Raw genomic sequence first — 18,320 nt, 5'->3', positions numbered from 1 at the left:
CCGCCGTGCGGGTCATCGCCTCGATGGCTCCCTTGGCCGCGCAATAGCTGGTCCCGGCGATCGAACCCAGCGCGGCGACCGAGCTGGTATTGATGATGCGTCCGAATTTCCGCTCGCGCATATGGGGGGCAAAGGTGCGCATCATGTTCATGGTGCCGCGCGCGTGACTTAACAGGGTCAGGTCAAAGTCATCGTCTTTCACGTCAACCAGTTTGTCGTTACGCGCAACGCCCGCCAGGTTCACCAGAACATCGATGCGCCCATGGCGTGAAAGCAGATCGTCACGCAGGTCTTGGGCCGCGGCCGAATCGGCAACGTCACAATGCGCCGGTTCAACATCGTACCCGTCATCCCCAAGGGTTTTTGCGGCACGCACGGCGGCATCACCGATATCAAGGCAGATGATCTTGTCGCCGGTCATGGCCAGGCCGCGACATACGGCAAGACCCAGCCCGCCGCCGCCGCCGGTTACGATCGTTATGCGCTGTTCTGATCCCAATTTTCTTGTTCCTGACTGCAAGATTGTGGTTTGCTCGCGCGTATAGGCCAACAAACGTTCATTTGTTAAATAGGGGAATGCTGGCGGTTCATCAATGATTTTCACCATAAACTGCAACATTGTAAAAACGGTTGTTTGTTAGATGTGGCTGTGCATACATAGCCCAACGATGGCGTGCTGAATCATTTCAGGGGGCGGTATGAAATATAAACACATCATTCGCGAGCGGATCGGGGATACCGAAATCGTTCGTATCGACAATCCGCCGGTGAATGCGCTGCATCCGGACGTGGCGGATGAAATTCTTGCCGTTACCTGCGATGTGGAAGACGACCATTCCGTGCGTTCATTCGTGCTGACCGGCACCGGCAGGTGCTTTGTCGCGGGCGGCGACATCAAGCTGTTCACCACACTTGATCGCCACGGGGCCGCCAAGATGGCGCTGACCGCGCAGGCGATGCAGCACGCATTATATCGTTTGCGCGTGCCGGTCATTGCGGCGCTGAACGGCCATGCCCTGGGGGGCGGGCTGGAGCTGATGATGGCCTGCGATATCGCCATCGCCGAAGAGCAAGCCAAGATCGGGTTGACCGAAGTGCGGCTGGGGTTGATCCCCGGTGCCGGGGGAACCCGCATGCTGGGCAAGCTTGTCGCGCCGGGCACGGCCAAGCGGCTGCTTTTCACAGGCGAAAAAATGACGGCCGCCTATGCCGCCCAGATCGGTCTGGTCGATCAGGTCGTGCCAGAAGGTGAATCGCTGAAGGCGGCGCTGGCGCTGGCTGAAACCATCAACGGCATGGGGCCGCTGGCGGTGGCTGCCGCGAAAAAATCCATGATCTTTGGTGCCGATCATTCTCTGGATGAAGGCCATCGACGCGAGGTCGATCTGTTCGCCGCATTGTTCGATTCCGAGGACCATAAAGAAGGGCTGAACGCCTTTCTTGAACGTCGTCGTGCCAATTTCAAAGGGCGCTGACCCGCCCCACCCGTCATGACAGGAGACAAAATATGAAGCTGTGTATGATCCACATTAATGCCGAAAAAGGGTCGGAACCCTATACGAAACTGATTGATGGGATCTTTAACAAGATCAAAGACCCGTCGACCGAAATCACCCATCGCTTTGCGCGGCTTAAGCGGGCGTCGGATACGATTTTTTCGTATCCCTATTATATCAACTCTCTCGACGTGGTGCATCGTTTTGCCGAGGCCAGCCATGATGGTTTTGATGGTGTCATGGTCGCGTGCTGCGGTGATCCGGGCGTGATCCAGGGGCGGTCGTTGTCAAAGGTTCCGGTTGTCGGGCCCTTTGCGGCAACCATGCATATGGCCTGCGAATATGGCGCAAAGTTTGGCGTGGTGACGGTGATTGACCGGCCGTGGCTTGAATATACCGAAGGGCTGGTGGCGTCCAACGGGCTGCAAAGCCGCTGTGCCGGTGTCGCGGGCATCGAAATTTCGTCGATGGAGGCCTTTACCCGCGGCTTTGCCGAGCCGGAATTCGTCGCCGATGAGATCGTGCGCCAATCGCGCAAATTGGTGGAAAATGGTGCCAATTCGATTGTCATCGCCAGTGCGGGCCTCAGCTGCATCGCCTCGGTCGCCGGGCTGAACCAGATCAAGGATCTGGGGGTGCCGATCTTCGACAGCCTGTCGATCGGCCTGAAGACGCTGGAACTGCGGGTGCAGATGAGCCAGCGCACCGGATTGCCTGTCACCAGCCGCGTCGGTCTGACCGAGTATTTCGGCCCCGAAGACGCGACCCGCGTCAAAGGCTTGTTTTTGGTCTGATCGGCTGACTGTCAAATATCGGAGTAGTAATAAATATGGACTCTCTTGCCGCAAAATCATTCCTCACCGAAGAGGAACTCCAGTTTCGGGAAACGGTTCAGCGCTTTATGAAGCAAGAGGTTGAACCGTTGGTCCCGCAAATGGAAAAGGACGGGCTAATACCGATGTCGCTGTTTCGTCGCATGGGCGAAATGGATCTGCTTGGCACCTTCCTGCCCGAGGAATATGGCGGTTCGGGTGCCGCCTTGATGACACGGGCCATCGTTCACGAAGAAACGGCGCGGGTGAATGCGGGTCTTGATGCGTCTATCTTTGTGACCATCGGGTTGGTGGCCAAGCATCTGGCCAAATACGGCACCAGCGCGCAGAAGGAAAAGTATCTGCGCCCGGCCATCAGCGGTGAATCCTGTGCGTCTATCTGCCTGACTGAACCCTCGGGCGGTTCTGACGCGCTCAGCCCGCGGACCACGGCAAAGAAGGACGGTGATCACTGGGTCATCAATGGCAGCAAGACGTTTATCACGAACGCGCCTTTGGCCGATTTCTTTCTGGTTTTCACCCGCACCAGTGGTGAAAACCGGCGCGCACGCGGTGGTACATGTTTCATTGTCGACAAAGGCACGCCCGGGCTTTCGGTCGGGCCGGCCTTCGACAAGCTGTGCTTTCACAGCTCGGCCACGGCCGAGGTGTTTTTCGAAGATGTGCGTGTGCATGAAAGTCAGATCCTTGGCGCGGCCGAGGAAGGTTTTTATATCATGCTGGACGGTCTTGACGTTGAACGAGTGTTCGAGGGCGGCAGCAATACCGGTATCGCCCAGGCCTGTCTGGATATTGCCGCCCCCTATGCGGCGGATCGCAAGGTCTTTGGCAAACCCATCGCCGATTACCAGATGATTCAGGACAAGATTGCGCGCATCGCTGCGGGTATCGAGATTTCGCGCACCATGTATTACCATCTGGTGCGCGCGGTCGAACGCGGCGAAAAAGTGAGCAGCGAGGCTGCGATGCTCAAGCTTTATTCTTCGGACATGGCTGTCATGGCGTCCCGCGAGGCGGTTCAGATCCTTGGCGGCAACGGGTTGATGGAAGAGTACCAGGTCGCCCGGCTGTATCGCGACGCAAAGCATCACGAAATCGGTGCCGGCACAAGCGAGGTCATGAAGCTTATCATCCACAAGGAAACCATGAAGGCCTACGGCGCCCGATAGGCGCGCCGAAGGATGTTCCCACGGCAGGTTCAAGTGTTTGGGATGCCCCGGCGTTCCGGGCGCTTGGGCTTGTAGGGGGAAGAGCGGGAACTGAGGAGGAAAAAATGGAATTCTTGGGCGATATCGTCTTTAACAATCCAAATATCGACCCTGGCCGGATCGCCCTGAAATGGGACGAGGGCGAGATGCGATATGACCAGTTTGTCGACCTTGTCGCGCGCACGGCTGCCGCGCTCAGGCGCGATGGTATTGCCGCAGGCGACCGCGTTTCGGTTCTGATGGGAAACGAGCCGGAATACCTTGTTTCCTATTTTGCGATCACGTCGATCGGGGCGGTGTATGTCCCGCTCAACTGGCGGCTAAATCCTGCTGAACACGTCAATCTGATGAAGAATGCCGGGGTAAGGCTGCTTATCACTGCCGGTGAGTTTGCCGAGACGATCGCGCTGGCGCAGGCGAACATGCCCGCACTGGTCCGGGTCGTGACGATAGGCAAGCCAGGCCCCGGTATCGAAAGCTTCGACAACTGGAGCGCCGCAGCGGCCGCGCCGCCCACTGCCCCGAACATTGGTCGCGATGATATCGCGGCCATCGTATACACCAGCGGCACGACTTCCCTGCCCAAAGGCGCCTGTCTGACCCATCGCAATTTCACCGTCGATCTGGCCAATATCATGGCGGCCTATGCCGATGTCGCGCAAACGGACAGGCTGCTGCAAGTGTCCCCGCTTTATCACCAGACGATCGTGCACGCGCTGATCCATCTGGCGCGCGGGGCGACCGTGTATCTGAACCGGCGCTTCAGCGCGGAAAAGATTGCCCGCACGATTACCGACGAACAGATCACATATGTCTTCATGGCTCCGACCATGTTGTACGAATTGCTGGATGTGCCGAACCGGGACCGGTACAAGTTCAGCTCGCTCAAAACCATCGTCTATGGCGCGGCCCCGATCACCGGTGCGCGACTGCACGAGGCCCTTGGCGTGTTCGGCCATATCCTTGTTCAGGCTTACGGCCTGACCGAGGCGACGTCGCATTGCTCGGGCCTTGGCCGCGCCGAACATCTGGAGGCCGAAGGGTCGATCGGCAAAGGTGTTCAGGGTGTCGATCTGCGTATCGTACACGAGGACGGAACCGACTGCGGCCCTGGCGAGGTCGGTGAAATTCTGGTTCACGGTCCGACCGTCATGAAGGGCTATTGGGCTGAAGAGCAAAAGACCGCAGAAGCAATCGTTGACGGCTGGCTGCATTCGGGTGATCTGGCGCGGCGCGATGCGCGTGGATACATCTATATTGCTGACCGCAAGAAAGATCTGGTGATCAGTGGCGGTGCCAATATCTATCCCAGCGATATCGAGGAAGTCTTTGCCGCGCATCCCGATGTGGCCGAGGTCGCCGCCTTTGGCATCCCGGATGAATACTGGGGGGAAGCGCTGACCGTCGCGGTCGTGCCGCGGCCCGGCAAGGTGATCGACAGCGCCGAAATTCTGGCATTCGCAAAACAGCATCTGGGTGGCTATCAGGTTCCCAAACGGATCGAAATGCTGAGCGAACTTCCACGCAACCCGTCCGGCAAGGTTCTGAAGCGCACCTTGCGCGACATGTTCGGCACGGCCAAACAGGCCTGATGTCGATGCTTTCTCTGGAACAGTTGTTTTCGCTGAAAGGCAAAACCGCACTTGTCACTGGCGGTTCGGCAGGTCTTGGGCGCATGTGTGCCCAAGCGCTTCTTGTCGCGGGGGCGCGGGTTCTGGTCGTGTCACGCAAGGCCGATAATTGTATCGCCGTGGCCCGCGATTTGTCCGAATTCGGCCCGTGCGAAGGGTTTGGCGGCACCGTTGGCAGCACCGAGGATATCGAAGCCCTGGCGGCAGAGCTGCGGCAGCGGACCGACCGGTTGGATATTCTTGTGAACAATGCGGGTGCGACCTGGGGCGCGCCGTTTGAACAGTTCGACCGGGCCGCGTGGGACAAGGTGCTTTCGGTTAACCTGGTGGGGCTTTTCGATCTTACCCGGGTTCTGATGCCGATGCTGCTGGACAGTGGCAGGGCAGGGGATCCGGCGCGGATCGTCAATATGGGATCAACGGTCGGCACCATACCGCTGGGCCAGAACGCCTATTCCTATGCGGCGTCCAAAGCGGCGGTTCACCATCTGACGCGGATATTGTCGAACGAATTTGCTGCGCGCAACGTGAATATCAATGCCATCGCGCCCGGCCCGTTCGAAACACGGATGAGCGCGTTTGCCTTATCGCGCGAAGATGCCCGCCGCGCCGCCCTTAACGCGGTGCCGATGCACCGCTTTGGGCAGCTTACCGATATTGCCGGGGCCTTGATTTATCTGTGCGGTCTGGGCGGGGCCTATACCACGGGGGCAATTTTGCCGGTGGATGGTGGCATGGCCAGTGACGCAATTGGCAGTATGTGGGAAGAATAACCCCCCACGCCACATTTGACCAACGCGCTGAAAATAATTGCCCCGGCCCTTTCATGGACCGGGGCAAAGTTTTTACCGCAGGGCTGATCGCCGCCCTGTTATTTGAAAAACAGGTGCGGCAGCCACAGGGTAATCGCCGGGAACAGCACGATCAGCGCCACACGACCTGCATCTGCAACAATGAAGGGCACGATACCGCGCAGGATTTTCCCCGCAGGAATGTCAGGCGCGATTGATTTGACCACGAACAGGTTGATCCCGATCGGCGGCGTAATAAGCCCGACTTCGACCAGGATCACGATCAGGATGCCGAACCAGACGGGATCATAACCAAGTGAGCTGATGACCGGGAAAAACAATGGGATCGTCAAAAGCATCATCGAAATGCTTTCCAACACGCATCCCAGAACAAGATAGGTCAGCACCATCACCGCGATGACCGCCCAGCCTGGCAATCCGCCCTTGGTAATGAATTCCATCAACATGCTGTGCGCGCCGGTCCGGTTGATGAATTCTGAAAATATTGTCGCGCCAATCAGCAGCGCGAACAGCACCGCCGAAGTCGAAACCGATTTCCCCAGAACGACAAATATATCCTTTATTTCGACGCGGCCGCTGCCCACCGCAAAGGCCAGTGCGCCAACCGCGCCGACTGCCGATGCTTCGGTCGGGGTGAACAGCCCGCTGTAGATCCCGCCCAGAACAAGCAGGAACAATCCCAACACGAACCAGACGCTGACGGATGTCGTGCGGCTTACCTCGTCGTCAGTGTCGGACAAGATGCCCTCCATCCCGCCTGCCCGAAGAACAGACCAGCGCACCGCCAGCAGGTAACCAATTGTTCCGATCACGCCTGGGATCAGCCCGGCCGCAAACAGCATGCCGATGTTGGTTTCCGTTGAAATGCCATAAATCACCATGACAATCGACGGCGGAATAAGGATGCCCAGTGTTCCGCCCGCCGCGACCGAGGCCGCGCTCAGCTCATCGGGATATCCATACCGCCGCATTGACGGGATGGAGATCTGGCCGATCGTCACCACCGTGGCCACGCTGGATCCGCAGACCGCGGCAAACCCGGCACTGGCCAGGATTGTTGCCATGGCCAATCCGCCTTTGGTGCGCCGAAACCGCCTTTGGGCCGCAGCATAGATATCCTTGGCCACCCCGGATTCGGCGATGAAATTTCCCATCAGAAGGAAAAGTGGAATAACAGCCAGGCTTTCGCTGAATGTTGTATCTTTGGCCGTGATCCCGATCATCGTCAGCGTGGCCTGCATCGAGGTGATATAGCTGAACCCGACCGCGCCAACGACGGTAAGTGCGATCGCGATCGGAACGCGAAAGAATATCAGTGCGAAAGCGCATAGAAAGCCTATTGATGCCAGAAGCACGGTCAAACCTCATTCAGGTTGTCAATGGAATATTGGTTGCTCCCGTTTTTCACGAACATCTTGATCAGGAAAATGAGAGCCGTGAGCGCAGACATGGCCGCAATGAACCACAACAAAATTCCGACAGGAAATTTCAATGCGCCGGTGTTGTCGCCATAAGAGAATGAGCGCCCGCCCAAAATGACAGATTCATAAGACAGCACACCAAAGACTCCGGCGCCCAGCAGGCAGGACAGCGCGTGCTGCACGATCCGCAGGCGCGGTCCGATGACCGAGTCGAAGATATCGACACAGATGTGTTCGTCGCGCACAGCGACCAGCGCAAGCCCGACGAAGATCATGCCGACCTGCAGAATGCCGACAAGCTCTCCGCCGCCCTTGATCGGGCTGTTGAAAATGTTGCGGGCGATTGTATCGAAAAACATCGCGACCATCAGGATAAGCAGCAGCGCGCTGGCCAGATATGTTGCAAAAGCGGTAAGACGGTGGGTCATGATTCAAGCACTCCGCCGCGATTGCTGCGCATTGGTGTCCCGTACCGGTTCAGCCGGTTGTCGACGGATTTCGCGAAATTTCCAGGTGTTTTGGACGCATGCCAACATTGTCTTAAGCCTCCCTCTAGTTTGCGGTCCTCGCCCGCATGTCCGCGTGTGTGTCCGGATGGCCGGTCACGACCATGCCAGCGCCGCATGCCGCAGCCCGTCATGCGTATTGCCTGCAGCACCGCATGCGCGCTAACGGTCGTTAGTTAATACGCTAGGAAATTAGGTGTCGCAATAGTGTTTTCATCAGTGCGATCATGGAGTCTTGGGCGCTTTTTGAGGGTAATACTTTGCAAAATATTTGAATTGGATCGCTTCCCCGCCTGTTTTTAGTTGCGCCAGTCACCGCGAGTGGATGGCGGTCATCGATCTTGACAGGCATAGAAACTTAATAAATAACGAACGTACGTTAGTCTATATCCAGGACTGGGAGGAGTCTCATGATACGTTCGAAATTCAATAGGGTGGCCGCAGCCGCCTTGGCCATGGCAGTATGTGCGACGGCGCATGCCGCCAGCGCGCAAGTTACGTGGACCTATTCAAGCTGGTTGCCTGCGGGGCATCGTCTGAACGATGATGGCGTCTTTGCTTGGGCCAGCGATGTCGAAAGGGTGACTGAAGGGCGGGTCAAGATCGTCACTGCGCCAAAAACGGTCGGGACGGCACCGGCGCAATTCGACGTTGTGCGCGATGGCCTGGCTGAGGTGGCGTTGGTCGTTCCGGGCTATACGCCCGGGCGCTTTGATCTGGTAACGATCGGCGAGGGGCCATTCATTACCGACCGGTCCGATGTCGGAGCGCAGGCGTTTTCCCGGCTTTACAGCAAGTGGCTGGCGCCGCTGAACATGTTCGAGGGCGTGCACGTCGCCGCCGCCTTTGTGACGTCGCCCGGACAGGTCTTTACCAAACGACCGATCACCACGATCGAGGATTTCAAGGGCCTGAAGTTGCGCAGCCCGCTGGTCGGAACGCTGGCGACGATCGAGGCGCTGGGCGCAGTCCCCGTACAAAAAAGCGTTTCAGAATCATATGAACTGCTTGCTGCGGGTACATTGGATGGCTCCCTTGCCGGGATCGAGCAGGCAAAGAGCTTTCACTTGGCCGATGTCACGTCGAACCTGACCATCATTCCGGGTGCGCTGTACAATTCGTCCCTGGTGTTGGCGATCAACAAGTCCGCGTGGGAAGGTATCAGCCAGAAAGACCGCGATGCCATCGACTCGATCTCGGGCGAGTATTTTGCGAAAAATCTTGGGAAATCCTTGCTCGTTTCGGAAAAAGAGGGGCTGGACGAGATGGCCGCGAAAGGGAACGCCATTTCCCATGCCAGCCCTGAACTGACGGCCGCGATCAAGGCGGCTTTGGCGTCGACCAAGCAGGCCGCAATCGAAAAATATAAAAAACTGGGCCTGGCGAATGCCGAAGAGGTCGTGGCGGACTACGAGAAAATCGTGGCCGACATCGAAGCGGACCGCGCCGCGGGCAAATAAATATCGGACAGTATACACGACAAGGCGCTATCGGTATTCCGGTGGCGCCTTTGCATTTGGTGGCCGGGTTGCGCTGCCGGCCTTATGTGGGGCAAGGCCTGCACGCAACCTATCAATGGTGGCAAGATGTCGGGGCTTTGTGGCGATGGCGGAAAACGTAGACGTTTTGCGTTGCCTGAATATATAACTAACAATAGTTTAATGGAACTGATGTCCGACCGGCCAATCGTTGCCTGCAGGCAGCCGCAAGCCTGATCGGGAATAAGAAATATAGGTATTCTCTATGGCGCACCCTGTCAACGCGCACCAATTGGGGGCGAATTGCAGCGGTTCATGGGGTGGGGCAAGAGGTGGCCGTTCGCCGTCTGAACGCGCAGATCTGTTCAGCCTGCCAGGTTTTGATGAATCGGCGATATCACCAAGGAATATCTCGCAGGGTAACATGCAACCCGGCGACTATCTAGAAAGGAACTGCGAATGCGAACCGAAGGATCGAGTCGTGACAAATCCTGGCCACTTATTCGACGTTCTGGAATAAGGCTGCTTTACAAGCACGGCTTTCACGGCATGACCTTGCGCGCGCTTGCTGCGGAATCGGGGATGCAGGCGGGTTCTTTGTACAATCATTTCAAGAACAAGAACGAATTTCTGACGATTATCATGCGTGATATTTTGCAGGAACTCCTGGATAATATCTCAGACGCGATCATTGATGAGCAAGACCCGAAGAAGAAGCTGGAAAAATTTGTTTCCGTTATGGTTGCCTGGCATGCAGAACGGAAAAAAGAAGCCATGATGACCCAATCAGAGCTGCGCAGTCTGCCCAAGCCAGAGTATCATGAGATCGGCAAAATCCGGAAGGAATTTGAGATTTTGTTGTTGGCTATTGTGACGGATGGGGTTGCAAGGGGGCTGTTCCGCACCTCTGATCCGCGGCTGTCGGCCATCATGATCATTAATATGCTGTCAAGCATCGCCAATTGGTATCAGGCAGATGGCCGACTGGAGGTCGACGAATTGACCGCTCAGTATCAGGATGCCGTGCTTCGGTTGCTTGATGCCCGCTGAGCCAGGTCTGGGTTTCGCGCCCTCATCATCTGAATAACAATCGTTCGTTTGCTAAAGCTCATATTATTTATGATTATTAGTGGATATTTGGATAAATATCCACTAAGGGACAACTAACAACCGTTTGTATTTTATTTCGCGGCCATATATCTTGACGCTCAATCAATGGGTGTTGAAAGGGTGGTCATGATGGATGCCTATATCGTATCGGCTGTGCGTACGGCCGGGGGGCGGCGCAACGGGCGGCTTAGTGGTTGGCATCCTGCCGACTTGGGCGGTTTTATCATCGACGCGCTGCTTGATCGTGCAAATGTAGATCCGGCGCAGATCGAGGATGTGATCTTTGGATGCGTTCAGCAGGTCGGGCAGCAATCCCAGAATATTGCCCGCACTGCGGTGCTGTCGTCACGACTGCCCGAAAGCGTGCCTGGCGTCACTGTCGACCGTCAGTGCGGGTCGTCGCAACAGGCCATCCATTTTGCGGCCCAGGCAGTCCAGTCGGGCGCCATGGATATGGTCATTGCCGGTGGTGTGGAAAGCATGTCGCGGGTGCCCATGTTTCTTGCATCCTATTTGCCCGAACAAAACGGGATGGGCCATTATCGCGGCGAACGGTTCCAGAAACGGTTCGGCGGGGCAGAACCCAGCCAATTTGTCGGGGCCGAGATGATGGCCGAGAAATATCAGATATCCAAGGGCGAGCTTGATCAGTTTGCCCTTGCAAGCCACCGCAAGGCCTTTGCCGCCCAAGGCGCGTTTGAGGGCGAAATTGCCCCGGTTCCGGTCACGCTCAAGGATGGCGGGCAGGCGGTGCATCAGATCGACGAGGGCGTGCGCGCCGATACGTCACTGGAAAGCATCGGGGGCGTGAAGTTGCTGACGGAAGGCGGTCGGATTTCCGCCGCCAATGCCAGTCAGATCTGCGACGGTGCCGCCGCGGTTCTTGTCGTCAACGAACGTGGTCTTAAGCGGTTGGGCATCAACCCCATTGCCCGTATTCACCATATGTCGGTCCATGCTTCGGACCCGGTGATCATGCTTGAAACCCCGATCCCGGCGACACTGAACACACTGAAAAAAATCGGCATGTCCGTCGATGACATCGATTTTTTCGAAGTGAACGAGGCCTTCGCGTCGGTGCCGCTTGCTTGGCTGAAGTCAACCGGGGTCGATCCGGAACGATTGAACGTTCATGGGGGCGCCATAGCGTTGGGCCATCCGCTGGGGGCGTCAGGGGCGCGAATTGCCACGACGCTGATCAATGCGCTGGGCCTTCACGGCAAGCGTTATGGCCTGCAGACCATGTGCGAAAGCGGCGGCATGGCCAATATCACGATATTTGAGCGGCTCTAGCCCACAGGCCGTCCCAGCGTCTGATCCTGATCCGTTGCAACACGATCAGGCAGATCTTGCCTTTCTCTTGAACCCCGGAGCCAAAGCGAAAATGGACTTACAACTTGCTGACAAGACCGTTCTGGTAACCGGGGCTGCCTCGAATATCGGGCGTGCGATCGCTTTGAAATTCGCCGCCGAGGGGGCGAATGTCGTGATCCTCGATCTTGATCGCGCACAGTCTGAAAAAACCGTGCAGGATATTCAGGATGCGGGCGGGCGGGCCACATGTGCCGTTGTTGATGTGACCGACGCCGAAGCCGTGGCAATTACAATCGCTGATATCGTGAACTCTGTCGGTCCGGTCGATGTCCTGGTCAACAATGTCGGATGGTCTGGGAAGATGGGCTACTTTTTGGACATTGATCCGGCGCGCTGGGACAAGGCCTATCGGCTGAATCTGCTTCCGGTTTTCACCATGACACGCGCGGTTCTGCCCGCGATGGTCGCGCGTCGACAGGGCGCTATCGTATCCGTCGCCAGCGATACCGGGTTTGGAATGACGCATACGTCTGAATATGGGGCGGTCAAAGCAGGGGTAATGAATTTCTCGCGTTCGATCGCCATCGAATATGGGCGCTATAATATTCGTTCGAACGTCGTGTGTCCCGGGCTGGTCATCCCGCAGGCCGGCGATATGGGCGCGGGCAGCTTCTGGAACAACGGCATCGGCTATAGCGAAAAAGAGATCGGCGTGCTGGAAGCCCAGGTTCCGATGCGGGTGCTGCCGAGCGCGAATGATATCGCCGACGCCACCGTGTTTTTCGCGTCCGGCGCGGCCCGGATCCTGACAGGTCAGGTGCTGAGCGTTTCAGGTGGTTACCAGATGCCACGTTGAACTGGTTGAGGTGTCCCTGGTTTATAGAGGTTTTGACCTGAGACCCGACTTCCTTCCCGCCTTTGGGAGAATCCGTTGGTTAATGGTACTGCTCCTCAATCTTGGACCGCCGGAGGCTGGATTTTTCCGGCTCTGTCACGATGACGGCTGGTGACGCAAGCGGGACGTTGTATCCAGTCGCGCTGTGGGGTCTGTCCTCGTTGTAGTGTCTCCTCGATCAAGCCCAGCTTTTCCGGAAGAGGTACATCTTTCCATTGGCGCGGCCGACCATACACCTCAAGACCACGGAACGGCAGAACATCGCTCGGCTCGACCGCCTCAGGCTAGAAGATCCAGTGATCATCTGCGGAGCGGGTCCGCGGGGCACCTCAGACGCAAGAAGGGACGTGTTCGAATACATAGCACTGTTCTACAACCCGAAACGCAAGCACACGAACAACGGCATGCTGTCGCCCGTTGACTTCGAGATCAGACAGCGGAAACTGAATGAGGCAGGTGTCTAGGAAACTAGGGGCACCTCAATCCTCGATGCGATCGCAAAGGGCGAACAGCCGGATGGCCTGACGTCCGACTATCTTATCAAGTCAGGCGTGCCCGCAGCGAGATCAGACCAGCGCACCCAGTTCGCAAAGCTGTAAGCCGGAGGTTCCCCTATCCTCCAAACTCGTACCGCCGGAAAGGCAAACTGAGACTACAGCCTGAAATCGGCCAGATTCCTGCTCAAGGCGGCGTCTCCGTCCGAACCCCCTTATGGCAAGCATCGCAAAACGCGCCACAATACCGGGACACCTTCCCGCTAGCTGATATCTAGGAAGTGCTTGGCTGGGGCGGTAGGATTCGAACCTACGGTACACGGTACCAAAAACCGATGCCTTACCACTTGGCCACGCCCCAACGTGGGGGCGTAATTACGATGTAGGGCGCGCCACTGCAAGCCCTGAAATGGCGCATTTTGTGTTTGGCGGGCGGGATTATGTGCCGCCTGTGGTTCAGAAGGACTGGTCGTAATCGCCGACGCTGGGTTCGGTGCGGATCACGGCGTCGATCTCGGCAAAGATCGCGCGCAACTCGGCCTCGCTGGTCGCACTTTCGCAGACCACGACCAGATTGGGCGTGTTGGAAGATGCCCGCACCAGCCCCCAGGATCCGTTGTCCAGAATGACGCGGGCGCCGTTCACGGTGACCACCTGCACGATCTTGCGCCCGGCGATGGTGCCGCCCGATGCGGCCTTGGCCTGCAACCGGGCCACGATCCGCTCCAGCACCGCGTATTTTTCGGTATCGGGGCAGAAGGGCGACAGGGTCGGCATGGCCCAGGTCAGCGGCAGGGCGCGGCGCAGGTCGGACATCGACTTGCCGGGGTTGCGGTCCATCAGCTTGCAGATTTCCACCGCGACGCGCATGCCGCAGTCATAGCCACGCCCGATCGGTTCGGCCAGAAAATAGTGGCCGGATTTCTCGAACCCGGCCAGCGCGCCCAGGTCCTTGACGCGGCGTTTCATGTGGCTGTGGCCGGTCTTCCAGTAATCAGCGGTCACGCCATTGGCGCGCAGCACCGGATCGGATGCGAACAGGCCCGTCGATTTCACATCGGCGACGAAGGTGGCATTCGGATAGATGCCCGACAGATCGCGCGCCAGGATCACGCCGACCTTGTCGGCGAAAATCTCTTCGCCCTCGTCATCGACGACGCCGCAGCGGTCGCCATCACCATCAAACCCCAGCGCCAGATCGGCGCCGCTGGCGCGCAAGCTGTCGGCCATGTCATGCAGCATATGCATGTCTTCGGGGTTCGGGTTGTAGTTCGGAAAGGTGTAATCCAGCCGGGTATGGCTGTGCACAACTTCGACGCCGATCCGTTCCAGAATGCGCGGCGCAAAGGCCGACGCGGTGCCATTGCCGGTGGCGCAGACAACCTTCAGCGGGCGCGACATGCGGAAATCACCGCACAGATCGTCGATATAGGCGTCCATCACGCCATCGACACGTTCGTACCGACCGCCACCCATGGCGTGACCCAGACCGTTCAGCACGATGTCGCGCAGCTCTGCCATCTCGTCCGGGCCATGGGTCAGCGGGCGTTCAAAGCCCATCTTGACGCCGGTCCAGCCATTGGGATTGTGGCTGGCCGTCACCATCGCCACGGCGGGGCAGTCCAGATGAAACTGGCTGAAATAGGCCATGGGCGACAGGCAGGGGCCGATATCGCGCACGGTGATCCCGGCCTGGATTAGCCCCAGCATCAGCGCGTTCTTGATCGACAGCGAATAGTCGCGGTAATCGTTGCCCACGGCAATCTCAGGCCTAATGCCGCGCCGCTGCATCTGGGTGCCAAGGCCGAGGCCCAGCGCCGTCATGCCCGGCAGGTTGATCTGGTCGGGATATTTCCAGCGCGCGTCATATTCGCGAAAGCCTGTGGGGGCGATCATCGGGTCGCGCAGGAATTCCCAGGTGTTCTGGGCAACGTCGGGCAGGGGCTTGGTCACGCGGTCACTCTCTTGTTCGGGTCACAGTCTTATCGGGTCGGATTTGGCCAGCCGGTCAAACGCCATCAGGCTGTCGATCAGCGCGCCCATCTGGTCCAGCGGAATCATGTTCGGCCCGTCAGAGGGCGACATATCGGGGTTTTCATGCGTTTCTATGAACACGCCCGCAATGCCCAGCGACACGGCGGCGCGCGCCATAACGGGCGCAAATTCGCGCTGCCCGCCCGATGATCCGCCCTGACCGCCGGGTTGCTGCACCGAATGGGTGGCGTCCATGATGACAGGATAGCCGGTCTGCATCATCCGGGGCAGGCCGCGCATATCGGCCACCAGCGTGTTATAGCCAAAGGACGTGCCGCGTTCGGTCAGCAGGATCTTTTCATTGCCGGTCGCGGCGACCTTGGCCGCGACATTATCCATGTCCCAGGGCGCCAGAAACTGGCCCTTCTTGATATTGATCGCAGCCCCGGTCTGCCCGGCGGCCAGCAGCAGATCGGTCTGGCGGCACAAAAAGGCCGGGATCTGCAGCACATCGACCACGGCGGCCACCGGCGCGCATTGGCCGATATCGTGGATATCGGTCAGCACCGGCACGCCCAGGCGGGCCTTGACCTCGGCCAGCACACGCAGCCCTTCCTGCATCCCCAGCCCGCGAATGCCCGACAGGGACGTGCGGTTGGCCTTGTCGAAACTGGCCTTGAAGATGAATCCGGCCCCCGAACGCGCGCAGATATCCTGCATCGTTTGTGCGATCATCAGCGCGTGGTCCAGACTTTCCAGCTGACACGGGCCCGCGATGACCGTCAGGGGGCGGTTGTTGCCGACGGTCAGCCCGCCGATAGTCACGTCTTTCATTATGCTGATACCTGTTCGCGAAGGATGGATGCCGTCATCGACACCATCAGGTATATCCCGCTGAAGATCAGCAAGGCCAGCAATGTGTTTTCGAACGACCGCGGATAGGAGGCCTCATCCGGGCCGACAGGCGTGACGCCGATCGACAGATAGCGCACCTGGCGGTTTGCCTCGATACGGGCGGTTTCAAGCTGGACCAGCGCCTGTTGCAGCAGCAACTGGCGGTTCATCAGATCGGCCTCGGCGATACGCAATTCGGCCGAGACGCGGGCCAGTGAATCGGTGCCGACCGTGCTTTCGGTCATCGAGGACCGCAGCTCGGCCACCAGGGCCTCCAGCCGCTGTATATCGCCTCGCACGCCATCGACGCGCGCCTGGTTCGGCCGGTCGTTGTCCAGCAATTGTTGCAGTTGCAGGCGCTTTTCCCGAAGCTGCATTTCAAACCCGGTGATCTGCGACATCAGCGCGGTCGTCTCGCTGGCGGGGTCCAGAACCCCCAGTTTTTCCTGCAATTCCAGAACACGGGACTGGGCGTCATTCACCTTCTGCTCGGCGTCGCGGAAACTTTCGCGCGCGCCTGACATCTGATCCTCGCGCAGGCGATGCGTCAGGCCATCCACGCGGGCCTCGGCATAAGAGATCAGCGCCTGGGAAAAGGCCTCGGATGTGGCCGGATCGGCGGCGATGACCTCCATCTTCAGGATACCCTCGGTGGGGTCATAGCCGATCTTGACCACGCGCTGATAAATCTTGTAGGCGGCTTCGCTGGTGCTGTCGGGCTTCAACCGTTGAATCGGGTCGATCCAGTCCTGACTGAAATGCGCCTTGAACCCAAGGTCTTCGTCCAGCCGCCGCATGGCGTCGCGCGACTGAAGATAGCTTTGCACGGTGGTCGAATCCTGCTGGACGGCCAGGCCGGTCCCGGCAAACATGCTGCCCAGCCCGCCACCCACCTGGCTTTCGGCCTGCTGGATGATGAATTCGGATTTCGTGGCATACATCGGTGTGGCTATTTTGTAATAGTAAAATCCGGCCATGAAGGTGGGCAGCAGAACGAAAGCCGCCAGCCGGGAAATCAGCAGGCCCAGCTTGCGCCGCCGACGGCGGGCAATGTCATGCTGAATGCGCAATATCTGGTCGGCAGCCGATTCCGGCGGGGTGACATCATTGGACGGCAGGTTGCGCCCGGCCGGCATGGTTTGCGGCAGCTTGGGCGTGTCATTGGCAACGGGCTGGTTGCTGACAACTTCCAACATGCTGGGGGTCTCGAACGGGTCGATGCCGCGTTCGCGCAACAGCCGCACGGCATCGTAATCGGATGTGGCGGGCAGGCCATGCCGCTGGGCGGCCCGGCGCGCCATGCGCAACTGGCGGCCGGTCAGGCCTTCCTGGCGTATCGTGCCGATATCGGTTCCTTCGTTCTGTGTCGCGGCAGCGCGGTTTGCGGCGGGGCGCTGGATGTTCTCATCCATCATGTCGGGTTCGTTTTGCACGAAGGGCACATCTTCAAACCCGTCGACCGCGCGCAGGTGCGGTTTTGCGGCATCGGGGCGCACCCGGCCATTGCCAAGTGGTGCATTTCGCCGAATCCGGAATTTCTTAGCTCTGGGTTTGGTAGTCATACAGCTCTTTCGCCTCCTCCAGAGTGTCGAACATATGCATCTGCCCGTCTTTCAGAACGGCGGCCGATCGGCAGAACCGTTCCAGGATATCGGGCTGATGAGACACGATTACCACGGTTGTCTTTTCCAGACGTTCACGCAGGATACCACCGGCACGACGGTTGAATTCCACATCTGTCGTGCCCGGCATGCCTTCGTCGATAAGATAGATATCAAAATCCAGTGCCAGCATCAGGGCAAAGCTGAACCTGGCCTTCATGCCGGAACTATAGGTGCCCAGCGGCATGTCGAAATATTCCTTGATGTCGCACAGCCAGCGCGCGAAGGCTTCGACATAGTCGGGATCAAGCCCGTATAGCCGCGCGATATAGCGGGCGTTTTCCGTGCCACTGTGCCGGTTGATGACGCCGCCCATGAACCCCAGCGGGAACGAGATGCGGCTGGTGCGGGTGATGCGGCCTTCGTCGGGCTTTTCCAGCCCGGCCATCATGTTGATCAATGTCGTCTTGCCGGTGCCGTTCGGGGCCAGAATGCCCAGCGACTTGCCCAGTTCAACCCGGAACGAAACCCTGTCCAGGATCACCTTGCGCCGCTGCCCCGTCCAGAATGATTTACTGACCTGGTCGAACTCGATCATCTATACGCCCCGGCACCATACAACGTGCCATTTTATTATCGCTACGGTTATCGTT

16 protein-coding genes, 1 tRNA gene and 1 pseudogene are annotated in these 18,320 nt (G+C 58.4%); 10 read left to right on the top strand and 8 right to left on the bottom strand.

Going from position 1 to position 18,320, the window contains the following annotated elements; genetic code table 11:
• Positions 1 to 499, bottom strand: a 499-nt coding sequence (locus ACTCHC_RS10095) for an SDR family NAD(P)-dependent oxidoreductase (RefSeq protein WP_463022359.1), incomplete at its 3' end; no start/stop codon positions are given.
• 199 nt (positions 500 to 698) lie between these two features.
• Between ACTCHC_RS10095 and ACTCHC_RS10090 the strand changes: the two genes are divergently transcribed.
• The 5 genes from ACTCHC_RS10090 to ACTCHC_RS10070 all read left to right on the top strand — a co-directional run bounded on the left by ACTCHC_RS10090 (position 699) and on the right by ACTCHC_RS10070 (position 5,941).
• Complete coding sequence (locus tag ACTCHC_RS10090; protein ID WP_463022358.1) at positions 699 to 1,475, top strand: enoyl-CoA hydratase/isomerase family protein; 777 nt, start codon at positions 699 to 701, stop codon at positions 1,473 to 1,475.
• A 44-nt stretch (positions 1,476 to 1,519) separates the two neighbouring features.
• A complete protein-coding gene (locus ACTCHC_RS10085; RefSeq protein WP_463022357.1) occupies positions 1,520 to 2,290 on the top strand; it encodes an aspartate/glutamate racemase family protein in 771 nt (256 codons plus the stop codon).
• Positions 2,291 to 2,325: 35 nt separating this feature from the next.
• On the top strand, positions 2,326 to 3,498 hold the full coding sequence (locus ACTCHC_RS10080) for an acyl-CoA dehydrogenase family protein (RefSeq protein ID WP_463022356.1): 1,173 nt from the start codon (positions 2,326 to 2,328) through the stop codon (positions 3,496 to 3,498).
• Positions 3,499 to 3,602: 104 nt separating this feature from the next.
• The gene (locus ACTCHC_RS10075) at positions 3,603 to 5,129 is read left to right on the top strand and encodes a class I adenylate-forming enzyme family protein (RefSeq protein WP_463022355.1); all 1,527 of its coding nucleotides are present in this window, start codon (positions 3,603 to 3,605) and stop codon (positions 5,127 to 5,129) included.
• Positions 5,129 to 5,941 (top strand): SDR family oxidoreductase, encoded by an 813-nt coding sequence (locus ACTCHC_RS10070; protein ID WP_463022354.1) that lies wholly within the window; start codon positions 5,129 to 5,131, stop codon positions 5,939 to 5,941. The genes ACTCHC_RS10075 and ACTCHC_RS10070 overlap by 1 nt, the downstream gene beginning before the upstream one ends.
• A 98-nt stretch (positions 5,942 to 6,039) precedes the next feature.
• Here the strand turns inward: ACTCHC_RS10070 and ACTCHC_RS10065 are convergent, their stop codons facing one another.
• The gene (locus ACTCHC_RS10065) at positions 6,040 to 7,335 is read right to left on the bottom strand and encodes a TRAP transporter large permease (RefSeq protein WP_463022364.1); all 1,296 of its coding nucleotides are present in this window, start codon (positions 7,333 to 7,335) and stop codon (positions 6,040 to 6,042) included.
• Positions 7,336 to 7,337: 2 nt separating this feature from the next.
• The gene (locus ACTCHC_RS10060) at positions 7,338 to 7,829 is read right to left on the bottom strand and encodes a TRAP transporter small permease (RefSeq protein ID WP_463022353.1); all 492 of its coding nucleotides are present in this window, start codon (positions 7,827 to 7,829) and stop codon (positions 7,338 to 7,340) included.
• A gap of 533 nt (positions 7,830 to 8,362) precedes the next feature.
• On the opposite strand from ACTCHC_RS10060, the gene ACTCHC_RS10055 reads away from it, so the two are divergent.
• The 5 genes and pseudogenes from ACTCHC_RS10055 to ACTCHC_RS10035 form a co-directional block, all read left to right on the top strand.
• Positions 8,363 to 9,367, top strand: coding sequence for a TRAP transporter substrate-binding protein (locus ACTCHC_RS10055; RefSeq protein WP_463022363.1), 1,005 nt, complete (start codon positions 8,363 to 8,365; stop codon positions 9,365 to 9,367).
• A 477-nt stretch (positions 9,368 to 9,844) separates the two neighbouring features.
• A complete protein-coding gene (locus tag ACTCHC_RS10050) occupies positions 9,845 to 10,435 on the top strand; it encodes a TetR/AcrR family transcriptional regulator (protein ID WP_463022352.1) in 591 nt (196 codons plus the stop codon).
• A gap of 186 nt (positions 10,436 to 10,621) precedes the next feature.
• Positions 10,622 to 11,788: an acetyl-CoA C-acetyltransferase gene (locus ACTCHC_RS10045; RefSeq protein ID WP_463022351.1), complete on the top strand. Its 1,167-nt coding sequence runs from the start codon at positions 10,622 to 10,624 to the stop codon at positions 11,786 to 11,788.
• The gene (locus ACTCHC_RS10040; protein WP_463022350.1) at positions 11,697 to 12,665 is read left to right on the top strand and encodes an SDR family NAD(P)-dependent oxidoreductase; all 969 of its coding nucleotides are present in this window, start codon (positions 11,697 to 11,699) and stop codon (positions 12,663 to 12,665) included. The genes ACTCHC_RS10045 and ACTCHC_RS10040 overlap by 92 nt, the downstream gene beginning before the upstream one ends.
• A 371-nt stretch (positions 12,666 to 13,036) precedes the next feature.
• A pseudogene (locus ACTCHC_RS10035) lies at positions 13,037 to 13,168 on the top strand (IS3 family transposase); the annotation flags it as partial.
• Positions 13,169 to 13,484: 316 nt separating this feature from the next.
• On the opposite strand, the gene ACTCHC_RS10030 reads toward ACTCHC_RS10035, so the two are convergent.
• The 5 genes from ACTCHC_RS10030 to ACTCHC_RS10010 form a co-directional block, all read right to left on the bottom strand.
• Positions 13,485 to 13,559: transfer RNA gene (locus tag ACTCHC_RS10030), tRNA-Gln, on the bottom strand.
• A gap of 95 nt (positions 13,560 to 13,654) precedes the next feature.
• Entirely contained in the window at positions 13,655 to 15,151 is a 1,497-nt protein-coding gene (locus tag ACTCHC_RS10025) for a phosphomannomutase/phosphoglucomutase (protein WP_463022349.1), read from the bottom strand.
• Between the two features lie 21 nt (positions 15,152 to 15,172).
• Complete coding sequence (kdsA, locus tag ACTCHC_RS10020) at positions 15,173 to 16,006, bottom strand: 3-deoxy-8-phosphooctulonate synthase (RefSeq protein ID WP_463022348.1); 834 nt, start codon at positions 16,004 to 16,006, stop codon at positions 15,173 to 15,175.
• Entirely contained in the window at positions 16,006 to 17,628 is a 1,623-nt protein-coding gene (locus ACTCHC_RS10015) for a capsule biosynthesis protein (RefSeq protein ID WP_463022347.1), read from the bottom strand. The genes kdsA and ACTCHC_RS10015 overlap by 1 nt, the downstream gene beginning before the upstream one ends.
• Positions 17,606 to 18,265, bottom strand: a complete 660-nt coding sequence (locus tag ACTCHC_RS10010; RefSeq protein WP_463022346.1) for an ABC transporter ATP-binding protein — start codon at positions 18,263 to 18,265, stop codon at positions 17,606 to 17,608. Before ACTCHC_RS10010 ends, ACTCHC_RS10015 begins: the two co-directional genes overlap by 23 nt.
• Positions 18,266 to 18,320: the final 55 nt, after the last annotated feature.

The organism is Actibacterium sp. (assembly GCF_055134745.1).
Note: the sequence above shows the minus strand (reverse complement) of the source record. Positions and strands in the feature narration are given on the sequence as shown.